General features: G+C 65.5%; 19 protein-coding genes. 7 read left to right on the top strand and 12 right to left on the bottom strand.

What is annotated here, in order from left to right; genetic code table 11:
* Positions 1-78 precede the first annotated feature (78 nt).
* Positions 79-489 carry a hypothetical protein gene (locus tag EXZ48_RS20355; protein ID WP_130517910.1) on the bottom strand — a complete coding sequence of 137 codons (411 nt, stop codon included), beginning with the start codon at positions 487-489 and terminating at the stop codon, positions 79-81.
* Positions 490-616: 127 nt separating this feature from the next.
* On the opposite strand from EXZ48_RS20355, the gene EXZ48_RS20350 reads away from it, so the two are divergent.
* Positions 617-1390: a helix-turn-helix domain-containing protein gene (locus tag EXZ48_RS20350; RefSeq protein WP_037405661.1), complete on the top strand. Its 774-nt coding sequence runs from the start codon at positions 617-619 to the stop codon at positions 1388-1390.
* A gap of 6 nt (positions 1391-1396) precedes the next feature.
* Here the strand turns inward: EXZ48_RS20350 and EXZ48_RS20345 are convergent, their stop codons facing one another.
* Genes EXZ48_RS20345 through EXZ48_RS20335 form a run of 3 tightly spaced genes read right to left on the bottom strand, consistent with a single transcriptional unit; the run spans position 1397 to position 3473 of the window.
* Positions 1397-1762, bottom strand: coding sequence for a transporter (locus tag EXZ48_RS20345; protein WP_050742723.1), 366 nt, complete (start codon positions 1760-1762; stop codon positions 1397-1399).
* Positions 1759-2466, bottom strand: a complete 708-nt coding sequence (locus tag EXZ48_RS20340) for a bifunctional 2-polyprenyl-6-hydroxyphenol methylase/3-demethylubiquinol 3-O-methyltransferase UbiG (protein ID WP_130517908.1) — start codon at positions 2464-2466, stop codon at positions 1759-1761. The genes EXZ48_RS20345 and EXZ48_RS20340 overlap by 4 nt, the downstream gene beginning before the upstream one ends.
* Positions 2467-2483: 17 nt before the next feature.
* Entirely contained in the window at positions 2484-3473 is a 990-nt protein-coding gene (locus tag EXZ48_RS20335) for a glycosyltransferase (protein WP_050742721.1), read from the bottom strand.
* Positions 3474-3653: 180 nt separating this feature from the next.
* Here EXZ48_RS20335 and EXZ48_RS20330 point away from each other — a divergent pair, with 180 nt between their 5' ends.
* From EXZ48_RS20330 to EXZ48_RS20320, 3 genes are all read left to right on the top strand, one after another.
* Positions 3654-5417, top strand: coding sequence for a hypothetical protein (locus EXZ48_RS20330; protein WP_130517906.1), 1764 nt, complete (start codon positions 3654-3656; stop codon positions 5415-5417).
* An 80-nt stretch (positions 5418-5497) separates the two neighbouring features.
* The gene (xseA, locus tag EXZ48_RS20325) at positions 5498-7084 is read left to right on the top strand and encodes an exodeoxyribonuclease VII large subunit (RefSeq protein WP_130517903.1); all 1587 of its coding nucleotides are present in this window, start codon (positions 5498-5500) and stop codon (positions 7082-7084) included.
* A 7-nt stretch (positions 7085-7091) separates the two neighbouring features.
* Positions 7092-7682, top strand: a complete 591-nt coding sequence (locus EXZ48_RS20320) for an NAD(P)H-dependent oxidoreductase (RefSeq protein ID WP_130517901.1) — start codon at positions 7092-7094, stop codon at positions 7680-7682.
* A gap of 59 nt (positions 7683-7741) precedes the next feature.
* Here the strand turns inward: EXZ48_RS20320 and EXZ48_RS20315 are convergent, their stop codons facing one another.
* Positions 7742-8224 (bottom strand): MarR family winged helix-turn-helix transcriptional regulator, encoded by a 483-nt coding sequence (locus EXZ48_RS20315; RefSeq protein WP_037405637.1) that lies wholly within the window; start codon positions 8222-8224, stop codon positions 7742-7744.
* An 83-nt stretch (positions 8225-8307) separates the two neighbouring features.
* On the opposite strand from EXZ48_RS20315, the gene EXZ48_RS20310 reads away from it, so the two are divergent.
* Positions 8308-9222: an EamA family transporter gene (locus tag EXZ48_RS20310; protein WP_130517899.1), complete on the top strand. Its 915-nt coding sequence runs from the start codon at positions 8308-8310 to the stop codon at positions 9220-9222.
* On the opposite strand, the gene EXZ48_RS20305 is transcribed toward EXZ48_RS20310, so the two are convergent.
* The 6 genes from EXZ48_RS20305 to EXZ48_RS20280 all read right to left on the bottom strand — a co-directional run bounded on the left by EXZ48_RS20305 (position 9173) and on the right by EXZ48_RS20280 (position 14753).
* Positions 9173-9961: a pyrroline-5-carboxylate reductase gene (locus EXZ48_RS20305; RefSeq protein ID WP_130517897.1), complete on the bottom strand. Its 789-nt coding sequence runs from the start codon at positions 9959-9961 to the stop codon at positions 9173-9175. The two genes, EXZ48_RS20310 and EXZ48_RS20305, sit on opposite strands and share 50 nt — an antisense overlap.
* On the bottom strand, positions 9958-11211 hold the full coding sequence (locus tag EXZ48_RS20300; RefSeq protein ID WP_130517894.1) for an aminopeptidase: 1254 nt from the start codon (positions 11209-11211) through the stop codon (positions 9958-9960). The genes EXZ48_RS20305 and EXZ48_RS20300 overlap by 4 nt, the downstream gene beginning before the upstream one ends.
* 68 nt (positions 11212-11279) lie before the next feature.
* Entirely contained in the window at positions 11280-11753 is a 474-nt protein-coding gene (gene ybaK / locus EXZ48_RS20295) for a Cys-tRNA(Pro) deacylase (protein WP_130517892.1), read from the bottom strand.
* Between the two features lie 299 nt (positions 11754-12052).
* Positions 12053-13258 (bottom strand): 3-oxoadipyl-CoA thiolase, encoded by a 1206-nt coding sequence (gene pcaF, locus EXZ48_RS20290; RefSeq protein ID WP_130517890.1) that lies wholly within the window; start codon positions 13256-13258, stop codon positions 12053-12055.
* A 101-nt stretch (positions 13259-13359) separates the two neighbouring features.
* The gene (locus tag EXZ48_RS20285; RefSeq protein WP_130517888.1) at positions 13360-14049 is read right to left on the bottom strand and encodes a CoA transferase subunit B; all 690 of its coding nucleotides are present in this window, start codon (positions 14047-14049) and stop codon (positions 13360-13362) included.
* Positions 14046-14753: a 3-oxoacid CoA-transferase subunit A gene (locus tag EXZ48_RS20280; RefSeq protein WP_130517886.1), complete on the bottom strand. Its 708-nt coding sequence runs from the start codon at positions 14751-14753 to the stop codon at positions 14046-14048. Before EXZ48_RS20280 ends, EXZ48_RS20285 begins: the two co-directional genes overlap by 4 nt.
* A 263-nt stretch (positions 14754-15016) precedes the next feature.
* Here EXZ48_RS20280 and EXZ48_RS20275 point away from each other — a divergent pair, with 263 nt between their 5' ends.
* A complete protein-coding gene (locus tag EXZ48_RS20275) occupies positions 15017-15772 on the top strand; it encodes an IclR family transcriptional regulator (RefSeq protein WP_130517884.1) in 756 nt (251 codons plus the stop codon).
* 83 nt (positions 15773-15855) lie between these two features.
* The gene (locus EXZ48_RS20270) at positions 15856-16506 is read left to right on the top strand and encodes a sulfite oxidase-like oxidoreductase (protein WP_130517882.1); all 651 of its coding nucleotides are present in this window, start codon (positions 15856-15858) and stop codon (positions 16504-16506) included.
* On the opposite strand, the gene EXZ48_RS20265 is transcribed toward EXZ48_RS20270, so the two are convergent.
* A complete protein-coding gene (locus EXZ48_RS20265; protein ID WP_130517880.1) occupies positions 16491-17375 on the bottom strand; it encodes a helix-turn-helix domain-containing protein in 885 nt (294 codons plus the stop codon). The genes EXZ48_RS20270 and EXZ48_RS20265 overlap by 16 nt on opposite strands.
* Positions 17376-17467 lie beyond the last annotated feature (92 nt).

Below are 17467 nucleotides of genomic sequence, written 5' to 3'. Positions count from 1 at the left end.
GCGGCTGCATTGTGTCGGCCCTGAAACGGCACGTGCCCCCGCCAATGGCGAGGGCACGTGGTGGGGGCATCGGCGCGGTCAGGCAAGCGCGGCGCGCTGCCGGCGGCCAAGGCCGATCTTCTTGAGGAGCAGCACATCGGCGGCGACCACGGCGGCAAGCGCAATCAGCCCCATGCCGGCAAGCGTCAGCCCGCTGCCGGCGAGGGCGAGGACGGCGATGCTGCCGACGATCCAGGCTGCATCACCCGCAATGGCGAAGCGGACGGCCGAGACCGAGGGCTGCTCCTGCCGCCCGACAGCGAGGTGGAAGGCGCCCCAGAGGGCGAAGAAAGCGGCAAAACCATTGAGGACAGCCGGTGTTGCGAGCGGACCGACGAGGGTGCCGATCGGGCCCGACAGGGCAAAGAGAAGGACGGCAGCGGCAAGCGAGAAGACACCGTCGGCAAGCATGATGGACTTCAGCAGGTTGCGGTTGATGGCAGCGAACATTGTGGGCTCCTTTCGGTTTCGATGTGCTGATCCTGCCGGGGCCGGTGATGTAAACCAATTACCTTGGAGGTAATGGAAATCATGCCGGGCCTCCTGTTTAGTGCGGGAGATGAAAAGGGAGGACCGCATGGAATTCGGTGAGCATCTCAAGGAGTGGCGCGGCCATCGCCGTATGAGCCAGCTGGAGCTGGCAAGCGAGGCCGGCATTTCCGCCCGCCACCTGTCTTTTCTCGAGACTGGTCGCTCGCGCCCCTCGGAAGGCATGATCCTGCGCCTCTCCGCGGTGCTGGATATTCCGGCGCGCGATCAGGGCCTGCTGTTTTCCGCCGCCGGCTTTCGCCCACGCTTCGCAACGGCGCCGGCCACGAGCCTTGCCGCCTTCCCGCCTGCCGTGGCGGAGGCGATCGGCCTCATCCTCGCCCGCCACGATCCCTATCCGGGCGTTGTCTTCGACCACGAATACAACGTGCTGACTGCCAACCAGGCCTTTCTTGGCCTTGCCGGCATGGCGGGCATCGCCGTCTCGCCGGGCGACAACTTCCTCGATGCCTATCTCGGGCCGACGCCGCTGCGCTCGATCGTCGTCAACTGGGCGCAATCGGCCGCCGATCTCGTGCACCGCATCCGTGCCGAGGCCTGGCTGCAGGGGCCGCGCAGCCCGCTCCTGAAGCGCATCGAGCGGCTGGCCGCCGCGGCTGACATCCAGGCCGCGCTGCAAGCCTTTCCGGAGACGGGCCGGCTGCCGATCCTGCCGATCGAGATGAAGATCGGGACAAAACATTTCAACTGGATCACCACGCTTACCTCCTTCGGCTCCGTGCAGGATGCGCTGGTCCAGGGCGTGCTGATCGAGAGCTTCTTCCCGGCGGATGCCGGGACGCGGGCACATTTCGAGGAGTGATGAAAGTCAGGTGTTGATGACGAGCATGCCGCCGATGATGAGGAAGGCCCCAACCGCGTAGCGCAGCGTCAGCGCTTCGCCGAGGAAAAGGCTGGCGAAGAGCGGCACGAAGCAGAAGGTCAGCGCCATGAACGAATAGCCGATCGTCAGAGGCACCGCTTTCAGCACGAAGATCCAGATGATGGTGCCTGCCCCGTAGATTGCGAGGGCGAGAAGAAGAAGCGGATTGAACGCCAGCGCTGCCAGCCCCTTGAGGCCGAAATCGCCGGTCGTGCCGCTCGTCAGCTTGAACAGCACCTGTCCCGTGGCGATCAGGAGCGGCGTGCCGAGCAGACCGGCCCAGACCGCAGGGCTATAGGCGCTCGCCGTCACGCATCGGCCTCCGCACGGTCTTCCATGTAGAAGATGTCACGGCCGATATCGACGCAGACGTGGCGGGGCGGCACAGGATGCACGGCGCGCAGGAAGGAATGCGTGTAGGGGAAGAAGTTGAAATGCGGGTTGAAGCTATAGCGGTACTCTCGCTCGCGCGGCACGACGATGATCAGACGCCGGCGCGCGATGCGGCGAAGTTCCGCGATCGCCTGGCGGTATTCCAGCACATGTTCGATGACATGGGTGCAGACGACCGTATCGAACTCGCCATCGGCGAAGGGCAGGGATTCGATCATCGCCGCGACATATTCGACGCCTGTGATATGGGCTGCGTCGTCAACGACGAAATCGACGCCGGTCAGCCGTTTGAGATCAGGGTTGCCGGCCTTGATGTAGCTGAGCAGCGCGCCGGTGCCGCAACCGACGTCGCAGATGCTTTCCCCGGCGATGGAGCCGACGATGCGGTCGATGCAGGCCTGCGAATTGTCCGTACCGGCATGGACGCGTGGATGTTCGCGATAGAGGTCTTCATATTCCGCGGCAGTCAGAAACGGCGCTCGCTCACGGAATTTTGCGAGCTTGCCGATGTGCTTGCCCCATACGAGGCTTGCCGCCTGCCGGAAGAGCGCGGAATCGCGCAGGATCGGCGGCAGCACGTCCTCGATGACGAAACGAATGCGGTTGGTGGTTTCCCTGTTCATGCTCGTCTTCCGTTCGATCAGGCCGCAAGATGCCGCGTGGCCTTGTCCGCCTTGCGGACGCTGCGGATATGCCGGCCTGCGGACTGGTTCATGTAGTGGATGCGCAACTGCTCGGCGCGGGCGCGGGCGAGGGAATCGAGGATGAGGCCGGCGGAGAAGACGAGGAACGAGATCATCATCAGGGCGAGCGAGAAAACCCAGGTCGGCATGCGCTCGACGAGGCCGGTGTGGAAATAGGCGGCCAGAACCGGCGCCATGAAGGTGAGGCTCGCCGCCATGAAGACGCCGCTGATGGCGCTGAAGAACACGAAGGGTCGTGTCTCTTTCATCAGCATGGCGAACATCCAGAGGATCTTCGCGCCGTCCTTGAAGGTGGAGAGCTTGGAATGCGAGCCTTCCGGCCGGCGGCCGTAGTCGAGTTCCAGCTCGGCGATCGGCATGCGCAGCCGAGAGGCGTGCACGGACATTTCGGTCTCGATCTCGAAGCCGCCGGAGACGGCGGGAAAGCTCTTCGCGAAGCGACGCGAGAAGGCGCGGTAGCCGGAGAAGATATCGGAGAAATCGTTGCCGAAGAGCGAGCGGAACAGGGTGTTGAAGATGCGGTTGCCGAAGGCGTGGCCCTGTCGGCCGGCATCCGCATGCACACCGCGGCGCGTGCCGACGACCATGTCGGCGCCTTCGGTGATCAGTGTGCGGATGAGTTCGGCCGCATCGGACGCGGCGTAGGTGCCGTCGCCGTCGGCCATGATGTAGATGTCGGCCTCGATGTCGGAGAACATGCGGCGCACTACGTTGCCCTTGCCCTGGCGGCGCTCGCGCACGACCGTCGCACCGGCCAGCGCCGCGCGCAATGCGGTCGAATCGGTGGAGTTGTTGTCGTAGACATAGATGCGGGCGGACGGCAGGGCGGCGCGAAAGCCGTGAACGACGTCGCCGATCGTCTGCGCCTCGTTGTAGCAGGGCAGCAGCACGGCGATCTCCAGGTCTTCCATCAGGTTTTCCGTCATGGCGGTGCGTTCTCCCGGCGCGGGCCCCTTCATGCGACCCACGGTTTTACTATTTCTTGAGAAGGTTAAGGCTAGGTTTCGGCAGGCTTCCAATGGTGGACGAAGGGGCGAAACGTGTCGAAATCCATGCCTGCTGCCCTGTCGTTTGCAACCCGGGATGCGTCCACGGGGCGCTTCGGGATGACATGGCGTGTGCTTGCTCTCTACAGTCTCCTGACGATTGCGCTTCTGCTCGCACTGTCGCTGCCCTTCGCGACCGATTACGTCGGGGTCGACAACGACGACAGGATGCGCCTCGTCGTGGTGCGGGATCTCCTGGCCGGGCAGAGCTGGTTCGATACGACCCAGTATCGCCTTGGTCTTGCCGGCGGTACGCTCATGCACTGGTCGCGCTTCGTCGATCTGCCGATCGCCAACCTGATCAGCTTCTTCTCGCTCTTCGCCGGGCAGCGACAGGCCGAGGCGCTGGCGCTTGCCGTCTGGCCGTCGTTCCTCGTCCTGCCCGTGCTTTTCAGTGCGGGGCTTGCCGGTTATCGGCTCGGCGGCACCATGGCGATGCACGCGACGCTGGTCCTGACGGTCATTCTTGTCGTCTCGCTCAACCGCTTCCAGCCCGGTTCGATCGACCACCACAACGTCCAGGTCGCGCTCATCGTCGGTATTGCCGCGATGCTGCTCGCCCCCGCCATGCGGGCGCGCGATCACGCCATTGCCGGCGTGCTTGCCGGTTTTGCCATTGCCATCGGCGTGGAGACGACGCCGCTCATCGGCGCGGTCTGCCTCGTCGTCGCCTTGCGCTGGGTCTGGCATGGCCGTGCTTTCCGTGATGCGGCCACCGCCTTCGGCCTCTCGCTCGCCCTGACGGTGACCGCCGCCTTCTTTGCCACCGTCGCGCCGTCGCGCTACACGCAGGTGACCTGCGACAGCCTCTCCTATGGCTTTTATGCCTTGGCGACGTTCGGCGGCGGCACGCTGTTTCTCACGGCTTCGCTGGCGAGCACCTGGTCTTTCCGCGGCCGATTGGCTGCCCTTGCGGCTGCAGGGGGCATCGTTGCCGTCGCGGTGCTGCTCGTCGCGCCCGGGTGCCTCGCCAATCCGCTCGCCGCGCTTGATCCGTTGCTGAAGACCTTCTGGCTCGACATGGTCATCGAGGCCCAATCGGCGCTGGCGCAATTCCGTCTCGATCCCACATCGATCGGCAGTTTCTATGCGACGGGTCTTCTCGCCATCGCCGTCTGCGTCAGAAGCGTCTATCGCCGCGAGGCCACCGAGGCGCATCTTATCCTGCTAGCGCTGCTGGCCGTCGCCTTTGCCGTTTCCCTCCTCCAGGTCCGTGGCTCGATCTTCGTCCATGTGCTCGCCGCCATTCCACTTGGCCGAATGATCGCCGAGCTGCGCACGGCCGCCAATGCGCAGCCGAAGAACCTGAGGCTGGGCCTTGCCTTCGCCGGTCTGACGCTTGCCTCGACGCCCGCAACCTGGGCGCTCGCCGGTGCCCTGGTGCCGGGCTATTCCGGCAATGTGTTGCGCGCCGAGCTTGCAGGCGGAGCGAAGCCGCCGGCCTGCACCGACGAGGCCGTTCTGGCGCCGCTCGCCCGTGAGCCGGCCGGTGTGGTGGCTGCCGTTTCGGATATCGGCACGTCGATCTTGCGTTTCAGCGGTCATCGCGTGCTCTCGGCGCCCTACCATCGCAATCAGGGCGGCATGCTGACGCAGCTGCATATCGGCCTGTCCAATCCCCGCCAGGCCGAGGCTTTCCTGCGCGGTGCCGGCGTGACGCTGCTTGCCTTCTGCCCCGGCAACACCGAAACGCTGCTTCTTGCGGATGCGGAGCCGGAAGGGCTCTATGCCGACCTTCTGAAAGGGGAGGTCCCGGCGTATCTCGAACCGGTCGAAGGGGCCGGAGGGGCTGTGCTGCGCCTCTACCGGGTGAAGCCGGAATAGGGTGGGAAAGCGCAAAGTGGGCTGGGGATGCTGGCGGCAGCACCCTGTCATCCGCCGGCAAACGCACTACACTTTGCCGCATGAGCTTTTTCCCCGAGACTGATTCGCCCAGCAATCTTGCCGAATATTCGGTGTCGGAGCTTTCCGGCTCCATCAAGCGCACGGTCGAGCAGGCCTTCGACCAGGTGCGCGTGCGCGGCGAGATATCGGGTTATCGCGGCCCGCATTCTTCGGGCCATGCCTATTTCTCGCTGAAGGACGATCGCGCGCGCATCGATGCGGTGATCTGGAAGGGCAGCTTTTCGCGCCTGCGCTTCAAGCCGGAAGAGGGCATGGAGGTGATCGCGACCGGCAAGATCACCACCTTCCCGGGCTCCTCGAAATACCAGATCGTCATCGAGGCACTGGAGCCGGCCGGTGCCGGTGCGCTGATGGCATTGCTTGAGGAGCGTCGCCGCAAGCTCGCCGCTGAAGGCCTTTTCGATGCCGAACGCAAGAAGCCGCTGCCGTTCCTGCCCAAGGTGATCGGTGTCGTCACCTCGCCGACTGGCGCCGTCATCCGCGATATCCTGCACCGCATCGCCGACCGCTTCCCGGTCCATGTCGTCGTCTGGCCGGTCAAGGTCCAGGGCGAAGGGTCGGGGCAGGAGGTTGCCGCGGCTATCGAGGGCTTCAACGCCTTCGAGCCGGCCGGCCCGATCCCGCGACCGGACGTGTTGATCGTTGCCCGGGGCGGCGGCAGTCTCGAAGACCTCTGGAGCTTCAACGACGAGATCGTCGTGCGCGCTGCCGCGGCCTCGAAAATCCCGCTGATCTCCGCCGTTGGCCACGAGACGGACTGGACGCTGATCGACCACGCCGCCGATCGCCGTGCCCCGACGCCGACGGGGGCGGCCGAAATGGCAGTGCCGGTCAAGGCCGATCTCGATGCGGAAATCGCTTCGCTCACCGCGCGCCTGCGCGGCGCCACGGCGCGCCAGATGGACAGCCGTCGGCAGGGCGTTCGCGCACTCGCCCGGGCGCTGCCCTCGCTCGACCAGCTTCTCGCCTTGCCGCGCCGCCGGTTCGACGAGGCGGCGGCGGGCCTTGGCCGCGGCCTGCAGATGAACACCGTGGGCAAGCGCCGCGCCTTCGAGCGTACGGCAGCGCATTTGCGGCCCGACATGCTGCTGACGCGCATCGCCGAGCGGCGCCAGCGCGTCGCCGACCGCCTGCAGCGCGCCGACCGCATCGTCGAGCGCCGGCTCGACCAGGTCCGTGCGCGCCTTTCCGCTTTCGATGTTTCGCTGCGCGCAACACCCGCCCGTATCGCCGCGCAAACCGGTCGCGCGCGTGACCGCCTGTCGGGTCTTGCGCTGCGTGCCGAAAGCGCGCTTGCCGGCGACCTTGCCCGCCGCCGCGCCCTTCTGCAGGCGCAGGACCGCATGCTGCAATCGCTTTCCTACCGGAATGTCCTGAAGCGTGGCTATGCGCTGGTGCGCGACGAGGAGGGGGCGCCGGTGAAGGGCGCCGCCAGCCTTGGCTCCGGCCGCGCCATTGCCATCGAGTTCGCCGACGGCACGGTGGATGCCGTCACCGGAGCCGGCGGCGGCGTGCCGCCACGCAAGAAGGGCATGAAGGGCGAGGTGGAGGAAAAGCCCGCGCCCCGCCAGGGCTCGCTGTTCTGAGGCCGGCATGCGCATCCTGCTCGTGCTCGCCCATCCGCTGGAAGAGAGTTTTGCCGCCGGCATCGCCGGAACGGTGCGGCGGAGGCTGGAGGCAAACGGCCATGTGGTCGATCTGCTCGACCTCTACCGCGAGGGCTTCGATCCGCGTCTGACGCCCTCCGAGCGGTCGCGCTATTTCGAACCGGGCTATGATCCGTCCGATGCCGAACCCTTCGTCTCCCGCCTGAAAGCGGCGGAAGGGCTCGTGCTCGTCTTTCCGCAATGGTGGTTCAATTTCCCGGCCATCCTGAAGGGGTTCTTCGACCGGGTGTTCGCCCCTGGCGTCGCCTTCGAGAACGATCCGGCCGGGGGGCGCATCCAGCCGCGGCTCGGCAATATCCGTCTCTTCTGGGCCTTCACCACGACCGGCTCACCCTGGTGGGTGGTGCATCTCTATATGGGCAACCCGGTGAAGCGGCTCCTGAAGCGCGGCATCGCCGCCTTCTGCGCCAAGGGCCTCGATTTCAGGATGGTGAGCCTGCACGACATGGACCGTGCGAGCGAGGAGAAACGCAAGGCGCATTTAGCACGCGTCGAGCGGCTCGCCGGCAGTCTCTGATCGGGAGAAATCCGGAAAAACCGCGAAACGGTTCCGCGTCGAGGAAAAGCGGAGATGCTCTACTCGAACGCGGCGAGGAACTTTCGCAAAAGGTCGTCCAGTGCCACGCGCTCGTCCGCGCTCAGCGTCTCCAGCAGGCGGTGCTGGTTTTCCACATGGGCCGTGACCGCCACATCGACCAGTGCAAATCCCGTCGGCGTCAGCGCGATGATGACGCTGCGCCGGTCTTCGGGGTTATGCGAGCGTTCGATAAGGCCTGCCTTTTCAAGCTGGTCGAGCCGGTTGGTCATCGTGCCCGAGCTGACCATGGTGGTGGCGAGCAGATCGCCCGGCGAAAGCCGGTAGGGCGGGCCGGCACGGCGCAGGGTCGCCAGCACGTCGAAGCTTGCCGAGTTCAGCCCGTGCGCAGCCATCGCCTTCTCGATTTCCCGCGCAAGATGGGTGCGCAGCCGCGCGAGGCGGCCGAGCAGGCCCATCGGCGCGATATCGAGGTCGGGCCGCTCCTGCCTCCATTGCATAAGAATTCTGTCGACGTGATCCATGGCCGGATTTAGCGGCCCCATCGTCTTGACGTCAAGATAAAATGATATATCTTGATTTCAAGATTCTTTTATTGGAGATAATCATGTCTCGCACCACCGATGTCCTCCTCACTGCAACCGCTCCGGCCGTCTGGGGCAGTACCTATGTCGTGACGACAGAGCTTCTGCCGGCCGGCTATCCGCTCACCGTCGCCATGTTGCGCGCGCTGCCCGCGGGGCTCCTTCTTCTGCTCCTCGTCCGGCGCCTGCCGCAGGGTGTCTGGTGGCCGCGGACCTTCCTGCTCGGCGCGCTGAACTTCTCGTTCTTCTGGGCGATGCTGTTCGTCTCGGCCTATCGTCTGCCGGGCGGCGTTGCGGCAACGGTCGGCGCCATCCAGCCGCTGATCGTGCTCGGGCTTTCGCGCGCCGTCATCGGCACGACGGTGCGGCCACTCGCCGTCTTCGCCGGTCTTGCCGGTATAGGCGGGGTAGCGTTGCTGGTGCTGACGCCCTCGGCGGCCCTCGACCCGGTCGGTGTCGCCGCTGGTCTTGCCGGCGCGGTTGCCATGGCCTTCGGGACCGTGCTGTCGCACCACTGGAAGCCGCCGGTGCCACCGCTTACCTTCACTGCCTGGCAGCTCACCGCGGGCGGCCTGCTGCTCGTGCCTGTCGCGCTCTGGTTCGAGCCGGCCCTGCCGGTGCCGACGACGGAAAACCTGCTCGGGTTCCTCTATCTCGGCGTGATCGGCGCTGCGCTCACCTACATCGTCTGGTTCCGCGGTCTTGCGCGGCTCGACCCGGCGACGATCTCGCCGCTCGGTTTCCTCAGCCCGCTCGTTGCCGTCGTGCTCGGATGGGCGCTGCTCGGGCAGGATCTCGGCCTGTTGCAGATCGCAGGAATGCTCGTGGTGCTCGGGAGCGTCTGGCTTAGCCAGCGGGCGCAGGCTGCGCGTCCGGTATCCGACGGGATCAGTCCGCGCCGTCCTGCGCCCGCCGGCGTGCAGCCGTCAACCCGGTGAAGATCGCATGGGCGAGATCGGCGTCGATCATCGCGGAAAGGCCGGCCGCCGTGGTGCCATGGTATTCCATGAACAGTTCCACGATATCGGCCGGCGTATCGCTGACACTGGCCATCTGCGTGGCGGCGCCGAGGAAGAGCTGGCGGACCGCAAGGACCGCCGTCTCCGGGCCGATGCCCGCTTCGATCGCATGGCGGATCATCGCATCGGCCATCAGCGCCGGAAAGGCCGCGCCCGATCCTGTCAGTGCTGTGAAATAGTCGAGCTCGTGCTCGTCGGTGATGAAGTGCTGACGGCCCGAGGCTGCAAAGAAGCGCCGCGCGAAATCCGCTTCCGGGTCGCGCACGTCGTCGGTCATGCACCAGGGCGTGAAGGACAGCCGCTGCTCGGCGCAGGCATTCGGCATCGCCCGCACGATACGCCGCGCGCCGAAGCGGTCGCTGATCTCCTCCACCGTCACCCCCGCCATGACGGAGATGACGAACCGCCCGCGCAGGTCGATATCGATCTCGTCGAGATCGCCGGCTCGGACGGACAGGACGATGGTGTCGCAGGCATCGACGAGGATCGCGTTGTCCGTCGTCATATGCACGCCCGGCCAGGCTTCGTAGCCTGAAATGTTGCCCGAGCGGGAAGAAAGCACAAGGTCGGCCGGCTTGATGAGGCGGTCGGTCAGCACCGGCCGGAGCAAGGCCCCGGCCAGCCATCCGCCGCCGCCGATCACGCCGAGATGGTTCATGCCCACTCGCCGCCGCGCATGACGGGCGCACGGCTGCCATCGGCGCGGATACCGTCGATGTCCACCTTGTCCGAGCCGATCATCCAGTCGATATGGATGAGGCTTTCATTGCCGCCCTGTGCGCGGATCTGATCCGGCGTCAGGCTCGCGCCGTCGAGGAAGCACTTCGAATAGCACTGGCCGAGCGCGATGTGGCAGGAGGCGTTCTCGTCGAACAGCGTGTTGTAGAACAGGATGCCGCTCGCCGAGATCGGCGAGGAATGCGGCACGAGGGCCACTTCGCCGAGCCGGCGCGCGCCCTCGTCGGTGTCCAGCACCTTGTTCAGCACTGCCTCGCCCTTCGACGCCTTCGCCTCGACGATCCGGCCGCCCTCGAAGCGTACCTGGATATCGTCGATCAGCGTGCCCTGGTGGGAGAGCGGCTTGGTGGAGGAGACATGGCCCTCGACGCGCAGCGCGTGCGGCGTGGTGAAGACCTCTTCCGTCGGGATGTTCGGATTGCAGGTGATGCCGTTCTTGGCCATCGATGCGCCGCCGTGCCATTCGTGGCCGTCCGCCAGTCCCACGGTCAGGTCCGTGCCCGGCCCCTTGAAGTGCAGCGCGGCGAAGCGCTCGCCGTTCAGCCAGGCCGAGCGCTTGGCAAGGCCAGCATTGTGCGCCGCCCAGGCGGCGACGGGGTCGGCGACATCGACGCGCGAGGCGGCGAAGATGGCATTGGCGAGCTTTTCGACCGCCACCTCTTCCGGGTCGTTCGGGAACACCTGCTTGGCCCAGGACGGGTTCGGATAGGAGACGATGTTCCAGTTGATGTCGAAATTGGCGATCTTTTCCAGCGCCGGCTTGTAGGCCATGGAATTCGCCTTGTTGGCGCGGGCGACCTTGCCCGGATCTTCACCCGAGAGCAGCATCGGATTGTCGCCGGCAATGGCAAGGCGTGCGGCGCCGTTGGCATAGGCCTTGGCCATGCCCTCGTAGAGCCAGTCACTCGCCCGGTCGAAGCTTTCGTCCGGCGCGTGGTGGTAGCGGGCGAGCGTTGCCTCTTCGTCGGCATAGAAGGTGCTGACGAGACCGGCCCCGGCCATATAGGCGTGCTTGGTGATGAGCCGGGCAAGCGGCAGGGCGGCGATGGGTGCCGTCATCACGAGATCCTGCCCCTTCTGAAGCTGAAGGCCGACACGCACGGCGACTTCGGCGAGCTTGTCGAGCTTTTGCGGATCGACGGCGGAGGCGGAATTGGCGGGATAGGTCATGGCATGCCTGTCTGTTTTACTCGGATGAAGGAAACTTAGTGTGCCCGGCGCCGAAAGAGAAGGCGCAATCAGGCAATCACGGGCGCGGCGATCGCCTTCACCGCCGCCAGAACGTCGCGCGGGGCAAGACGCACCTGAAGGCCGCGCTGCCCGCCGTTCATATAGACCAGGTCATAGGCCAGCGCCGCCTCCTCGATTGCGGTCGGTACCTGCTTCTTCTGGCCGAAGGGGCTGATGCCGCCGACGACGAAGCCCGTCAGCCGTTCGGCATCTGCCGGCTTCATCATGTTGGCCGACTTGCCGCTGAAGGCGCTTGCCAGCTTCTTCATGCTGACCTCCTGGTCCGAGGGCACGATGACGCAGACCGGTTTGCCGTCCACCTCCGCCATGAGCGTCTTCAGCACCCGGCCCGGATCCTCTCCCAGCGCCGCGGCTGCCTGGATGCCGACGCGGTCGGCATTCGGATCGTACTCGTAGGTATGGACGGTGAAGGAAACGCCGGCTTTGGCAAGGGCCTGGGTGGCGCGGGTGGTCTTGGACATGGCGGATCCGTCATCGATGCGAGAAGGATGACCCGCATGGGTGCAGGAGCGCGGGGGCGCTGTCAACGTTCGATTGCCGAGGGAGAGGCGGCGGCGGACTTTGCCAGCGCCAAAGCGCTGTGCCGACGGGATGCGACGATACTTCCGAGGCGCCGTTTTTGCGCGCAGCCCTTATCCGGTTTTCGCTACCTTCTCCCCGCGGGCGGGAAGAAGGGGATGTCGTAACGGCTTTCCTGCCAGTTTGCGGCGTGGGGCACATTCCCTCTCTCCGCTTGCAGGGAGAGGAGCAGGGCGAAGCCTCAGACGCGCTCGAGTGCCACCGCGATGCCTTGCCCGACGCCGATGCACATGGTGGAGAGCGAACGCTTCTTGCCGGTGAGCTGCAATTCGAGCGCCGCCGTGCCGGTGATGCGGGCGCCGGACATGCCGAGGGGATGGCCGAGTGCGATGGCGCCGCCGTTCGGATTGACGTGATCCGCATCATCGGCGATGCCGAGCGCGCGCAGCGTCGCAAGGCCCTGCGAGGCGAAGGCCTCGTTGAGTTCGATCACGTCGAAATCGGCAGGCTTTAGGCCGAGCCGGGCGCACAGGCGCTGCGTGGCATAGACCGGGCCGATCCCCATGATGCGCGGTGGAACGCCAGCCATGGCGCCGCCGAGAATGCGGGCGATGGGCGTCAGGCCGTATTTCTTGACCGCCGCCTCCGAGGCGATGACGAGCGCTGCGGCACCGTCGTTGACGCCGGAGGCATTGCCCGCCGTCACCGTGCCGCCGTCCTTCCTGAAGGGCGTGCCCAGCTTGGCGAGGGCTTCAAGCGTCGTGGCGCGCGGGTGCTCGTCCTTCTCCACCACGACCGGATCGCCCTTCCGCTGCGCGATGGTGACGGACGTGATCTCCTTCGCCAGCCGGCCGTTCGCCTGCGCCGCGGCGGCCTTGGCCTGCGAGCGCACGGCGAAGGCATCCTGATCCTCGCGGGAGACTTTGAAATCCTCGGCGACGTTTTCGCCGGTCTCCGGCATGGAATCGACACCGTACTGTTTCTTCATCAGCGGATTGACGAAGCGCCAGCCGATCGTCGTGTCGTGGATCTCCGCATGGCGGGAAAAGGCCGTCTCCGCCTTGGGCATCACGAAGGGCGCGCGGCTCATGCTCTCGACGCCGCCGGCGACGATGAGTTCCGCTTCGCCGGACTTGATGGCGCGGGCGGCGGCGATGACGGCATCCATGCCCGAGCCGCAGAGCCGGTTGATCGTCGTGCCGGACGCGGCGACCGGCAGCCCGGCGAGAAGCGAGGACATGCGCGCGACATTGCGGTTGTCCTCGCCCGCCTGGTTGGCGCAGCCGAAGATCACGTCGTCGACCGCTTCCCAGTCGATGCCCGCATTCCGCGCCATCAGGGCTTTCAGCGGGATGGCGCCGAGATCGTCGGCGCGGACGGAGGAGAGCGAACCGCCGAAACGGCCGATGGGCGTGCGGATATAGTCGCAGATATAGGCGTCAGACATGATGTTCCTCTCAAGCATTCCCGGCCGAAACGGGTCGCCCTTCGGTGTTGGGGAATGCGTCAAAAACAGTATCCCGGGGCGAAACCGGCTTCGGGTTTTCCCTAGAGTTCCGGCACGACGAGATCGGCGACGGGGCCATCGACATGCAGCTTCGCGCCGGTCATCGCCTGCAATTCGTCAAAGCTCATGCCGGCAAGCTTTTCGCGCAGCACGAAGCGGCCGCCCGAAACGTCGATGACGGCATGGCTGGTATAGATGCGGGTGATGCAGCCGACGCCCGTCAGCGGAAAGGTGCAGCGCTCGACGAGCTTCGGCTCGCCGTTCTTGGTGACGTGCTCGGTGATGACGACGACTGATTTGGCCCCATGCACGAGGTCCATTGCCCCGCCGACCGCCGGCACACCCTTGGAGCCGACACGCCAGTTGGCGAGGTCGCCGTTCTCGGCCACCTGGTAGGCGCCGAGGATCGCCACGTCGAGATGGCCGCCGCGCACCATGGCGAAGCTGTCGGCATGATGGAAGAAGGCCGAACCCGGCTTCAGCGTCACGGCCTTTTTGCCGGCGTTGATCAGGTCCCAGTCCTCTTCTCCGGCGGGTGGGGCCTCGCCGAAATCGAGGATGCCGTTCTCCGTATGGAAGATCGCCGCGCGGCCTTCCGGCTGGTAGCGGGCGACCATTTCGGGAAAGCCGATGCCGAGGTTCACATAAGCGCCGTCAAAGATGTCCTGCGCGGCGCGCCAGGCGATCTGGGCGTTGGAAAGCTTGATGTCTTCACGTGTATCGACGGTCATGCGTAGGTCACTCCTGCACGGATGAGATCTTCTTCCTGCTTCGGGTCGGAAACCTCGACGAGCTGGTCGACGAAGATGCCGGGCGTGATGACCTGTTCCGGATCGATGCCGCCGGGCTTGACCAGCTTGCTGACCTGCACGACGGTTTTTGTCGCCGCCATGCACATCAGCGGGCTGAAATTGCGGGCGGCTTTGTTGTAGGTGAGGTTGCCGTTGGTATCGCCGACATGCGCCTTGATCAGCGCGAAGTCCGCTTTCAGCCAGCGCTCCTGCACATACATGCGGCCGTCGAATTCGGCGACCGGCTTGCCCTTGGCAAGCTCCGTGCCGTAGCTCGTCGGTGTGTAGAAGGCGGGAATGCCGGCGCCGCCGGCCCGGATGCGCTCGGCGAGCGTGCCCTGCGGCACCAGCTCCAGCTCGATCTCGCCGGCGAGATAGCGGTCGGTGAAGGCGCGCGGATCGGTGGAGCGGGGGAAGGAGCAGATCATCTTCTTCACCATGCCGGCATCGATCATCGCGGCGATGCCGATGCGCCCGTTGCCGGCATTGTTGTTGATGACTGTCAGGCCCTTCGGGCCCTTGTCGATGAGGGCGTGGATCAGTTCGATCGGGGCGCCGGAGCCACCGAAGCCGCCGATCATCACAACCGCGCCGTCTCCGATGCCCGATACGGCCTCCGCAAGGCTGGGAATTGTCTTGTCCATGCAAAATCTCCCGTTGTCGCCAACAGAGGTAAATCCAAACCGGTAAACCGGCAATCCACTTTGTGCGATATTTGACATTTGTTCAATAATCGCACAAAATGGATTGAACGCCGTGGTGGGATCAGCTGCGGCGCCGACCCCGCTCTCGACGTCATCCTCGGGCCAGACCCGAAGTGACAAAGGAGAGGGCGGAGACAGAAGGGGCAGGCGGCGGCGCCCCTGCATGCTACTATGCCGTCCGGCCAGCCGATGAGGAGACAAAGGTGCGGGAAACGGATTTCATCGGCGGATTTGCCAAGGGGCTGATGGTCATCGAGGCCTTCGGTGAGGCAAAACCCCGCCTCACCATCACGGATGTTTCAAAGGAAACGGGCCTCGACCGGGCGACTTCGCGGCGCTGCCTGCTGACGCTGGCCGAACTTGGTTATGCCGCCTATGACGGCAAGTTCTTCGAACTGACGCCGAAGATTTTGCGCCTCGGTCATGCCTATCTCTCGGCGACACCCCTGCCGCGGCTGGTGCAGCCCTATCTCGACCAGCTCTCGGAAAGGGTCGGCCAGAGCGCGTCCGCTTCGGTACTGGACGGGGTCGAAATCGTCTATGTGGCGCGGGCTGCACAGAAGCGGGTGATGTCGATCAACCTCACGCCGGGTTCGCGCCTGCCGGCCTACTGCGCCTCGATGGGTCGCGTTCTCCTGGCCGCTCTCCCGGAAGCGGAGGCGCGGGCGATTGTGGAAGCTTCCGATCGCAAGGCGAACACCCCTTATACCAAGACGGCGCCGGAGGCGCTGATGGAGGAGTTGGCCGGCGTGAGGCGGAACGGCTTTGCCCTGATCGACCAGGAGCTGGAGATCGGGCTTCGCTCCATCGCCGTGCCGCTCGAAAACGCCCGCGGCCGCGTTGTCGCCGCGCTCAATATCGGTGCGCCGGCCGCCCTCGCCTCGGCGGAGGAGATGGTGACCCGCTACCTGCCGGCGATGCGCGAGGTGCAGGCGGCACTGCGGCCGGTGCTCGCCTAAAGGCAATTCCGGCCCCGCCGGGTGCCGATCTTGACAGAAGCAAGGTCGCGGCCCCACCTTTTGCACCGCAGCAGGAGGCCACCATGAGCGACGACGACAGCAAGCTCACCCGCACGAAACGCCGCTGGGCGGACGAGGGCAGGTTCCTCACGGGGCGCATTTCCCGGCCCGAGACCGACCGCCTGCCGCCCGGCCAGCATCTCGTAAAGAACTGGCCGGTGCTCGATCTCGGCCAGCAGCCGGCCATCCGCCGGGAAAGCTGGCGGCTCGACGTGAAGGGTGGCGCGGAAAACCCGCAATCCTTCAGCTGGACGGAGTTCCTGGCACTGCCGCAGAGCCAAAGACTTTCGGACATCCATTGCGTGACCACCTGGTCGCGCTACGACAACCGCTGGGAGGGTGTCGCCACCCGTGATCTGCTCGACCGTGTCATGCCGCGGTCGGAGGCGAGTTTCGTCATGTTGACGAGCTATGACGGCTATACGACAAACCTGCCGCTCGCCGATTTCGCTGTCGGGGACGCTATCCTCGCCACCCATTGGGAGGGCCAGCCGCTCTCGGCGGAGCATGGCGGGCCGATGCGCCTCGTCGTGCCGCATCTCTATTTCTGGAAAAGCGCCAAATGGTTGACGCGCATCGATTTCCTGCCCGGCGACCAGGCGGGGTTCTGGGAGCGTAACGGCTATCATATGCGCGGGGACCCCTGGGCCGAGGAGCGCTATTCCGACGACTGAGCGGAAAGCCGCTCCCGTTCCCGCAGCCGCCAGGCGCGCGGTGTCTCGCCCGTCTGGCGCAGGAAGTAGCGGGAAAAATACGCGGGGTCGGCAAAACCGAGGCCAAGCGAGATCTCCTGCGCTGGCGCCTCGGTGAAGACGAGTTCGCGTTTCGCCTCGTCGATCAGCTTTCGACCGATATAGGCATGGGCCGTCAGGCCCGTCGCGGCCTTGACGATACGGTTGAGATGCGTCGGCGAGATGCCGAGCTCGCCGGCGTAGAAGCCGGCCGGCTTCTGGCCGCGGAAATGCTGCTGGATCAGACCGTTGAGATGTTCCATGCGCCGTGCCGTCTCACCGGCGTCGCCTGCTGTTTCGTCCCGGCTCCAGAGCCGCGCGGAAAGCGTCAGGACCGAGACCAGATAGGCCTGCATCAGGTCGGTGCGCCCGCTTCGCCGCGTCGTCCATTCGGCGGCAAGCCGCCCGAGCGTCGAAAGCACGAAGGCGCCGTCCGCATCGCCGGGATCGAGCGGTGTCACGCGCGGCTCGGAAACGAAGCGTCCTGCCTCGCCGGCAAGGCGCAGATGTGAGGCGAGCAGGGTGAAAACATAGCCGTCGACATCGCGGGAAAACCGGAAGCCGTGCTCAAGCGCCGGCGGCACCGTGGCGATGGCGGGCGGGGTCAGCGTCAACCGCCGGTCTTCGAACAGCGCATCGCCCGAACCAGCGGAAATATACAGGATCTGGAAGAAGCTCTCGTGCCGATGCAGGCCGATCTCGTAGCGGTGCAGGCTGCTGCGCGAAGGGATCGTTTCGCAGTGCAGCCAGAAATCCGGACCGTTTCCGGCTCTTTCGCCGTAGAGATCGTAGGTCGGGGCCGGTCGCTTCATCGTTCTGCCACTATTTCGCGATGTTCGATTTGTACAATTTTGTGGCCGATCCGTCCATTGCTCGGCACCACCCTTCCCGCCGACAATTTGCG

It is taken from the genome of Shinella sp. JR1-6, from assembly GCF_004284735.1.
Lineage (GTDB): Bacteria > Pseudomonadota > Alphaproteobacteria > Rhizobiales > Rhizobiaceae > Shinella.
The sequence above is the reverse complement of the archived record's forward strand: the minus strand, read 5'-3'. Positions and strand labels throughout refer to the sequence as shown.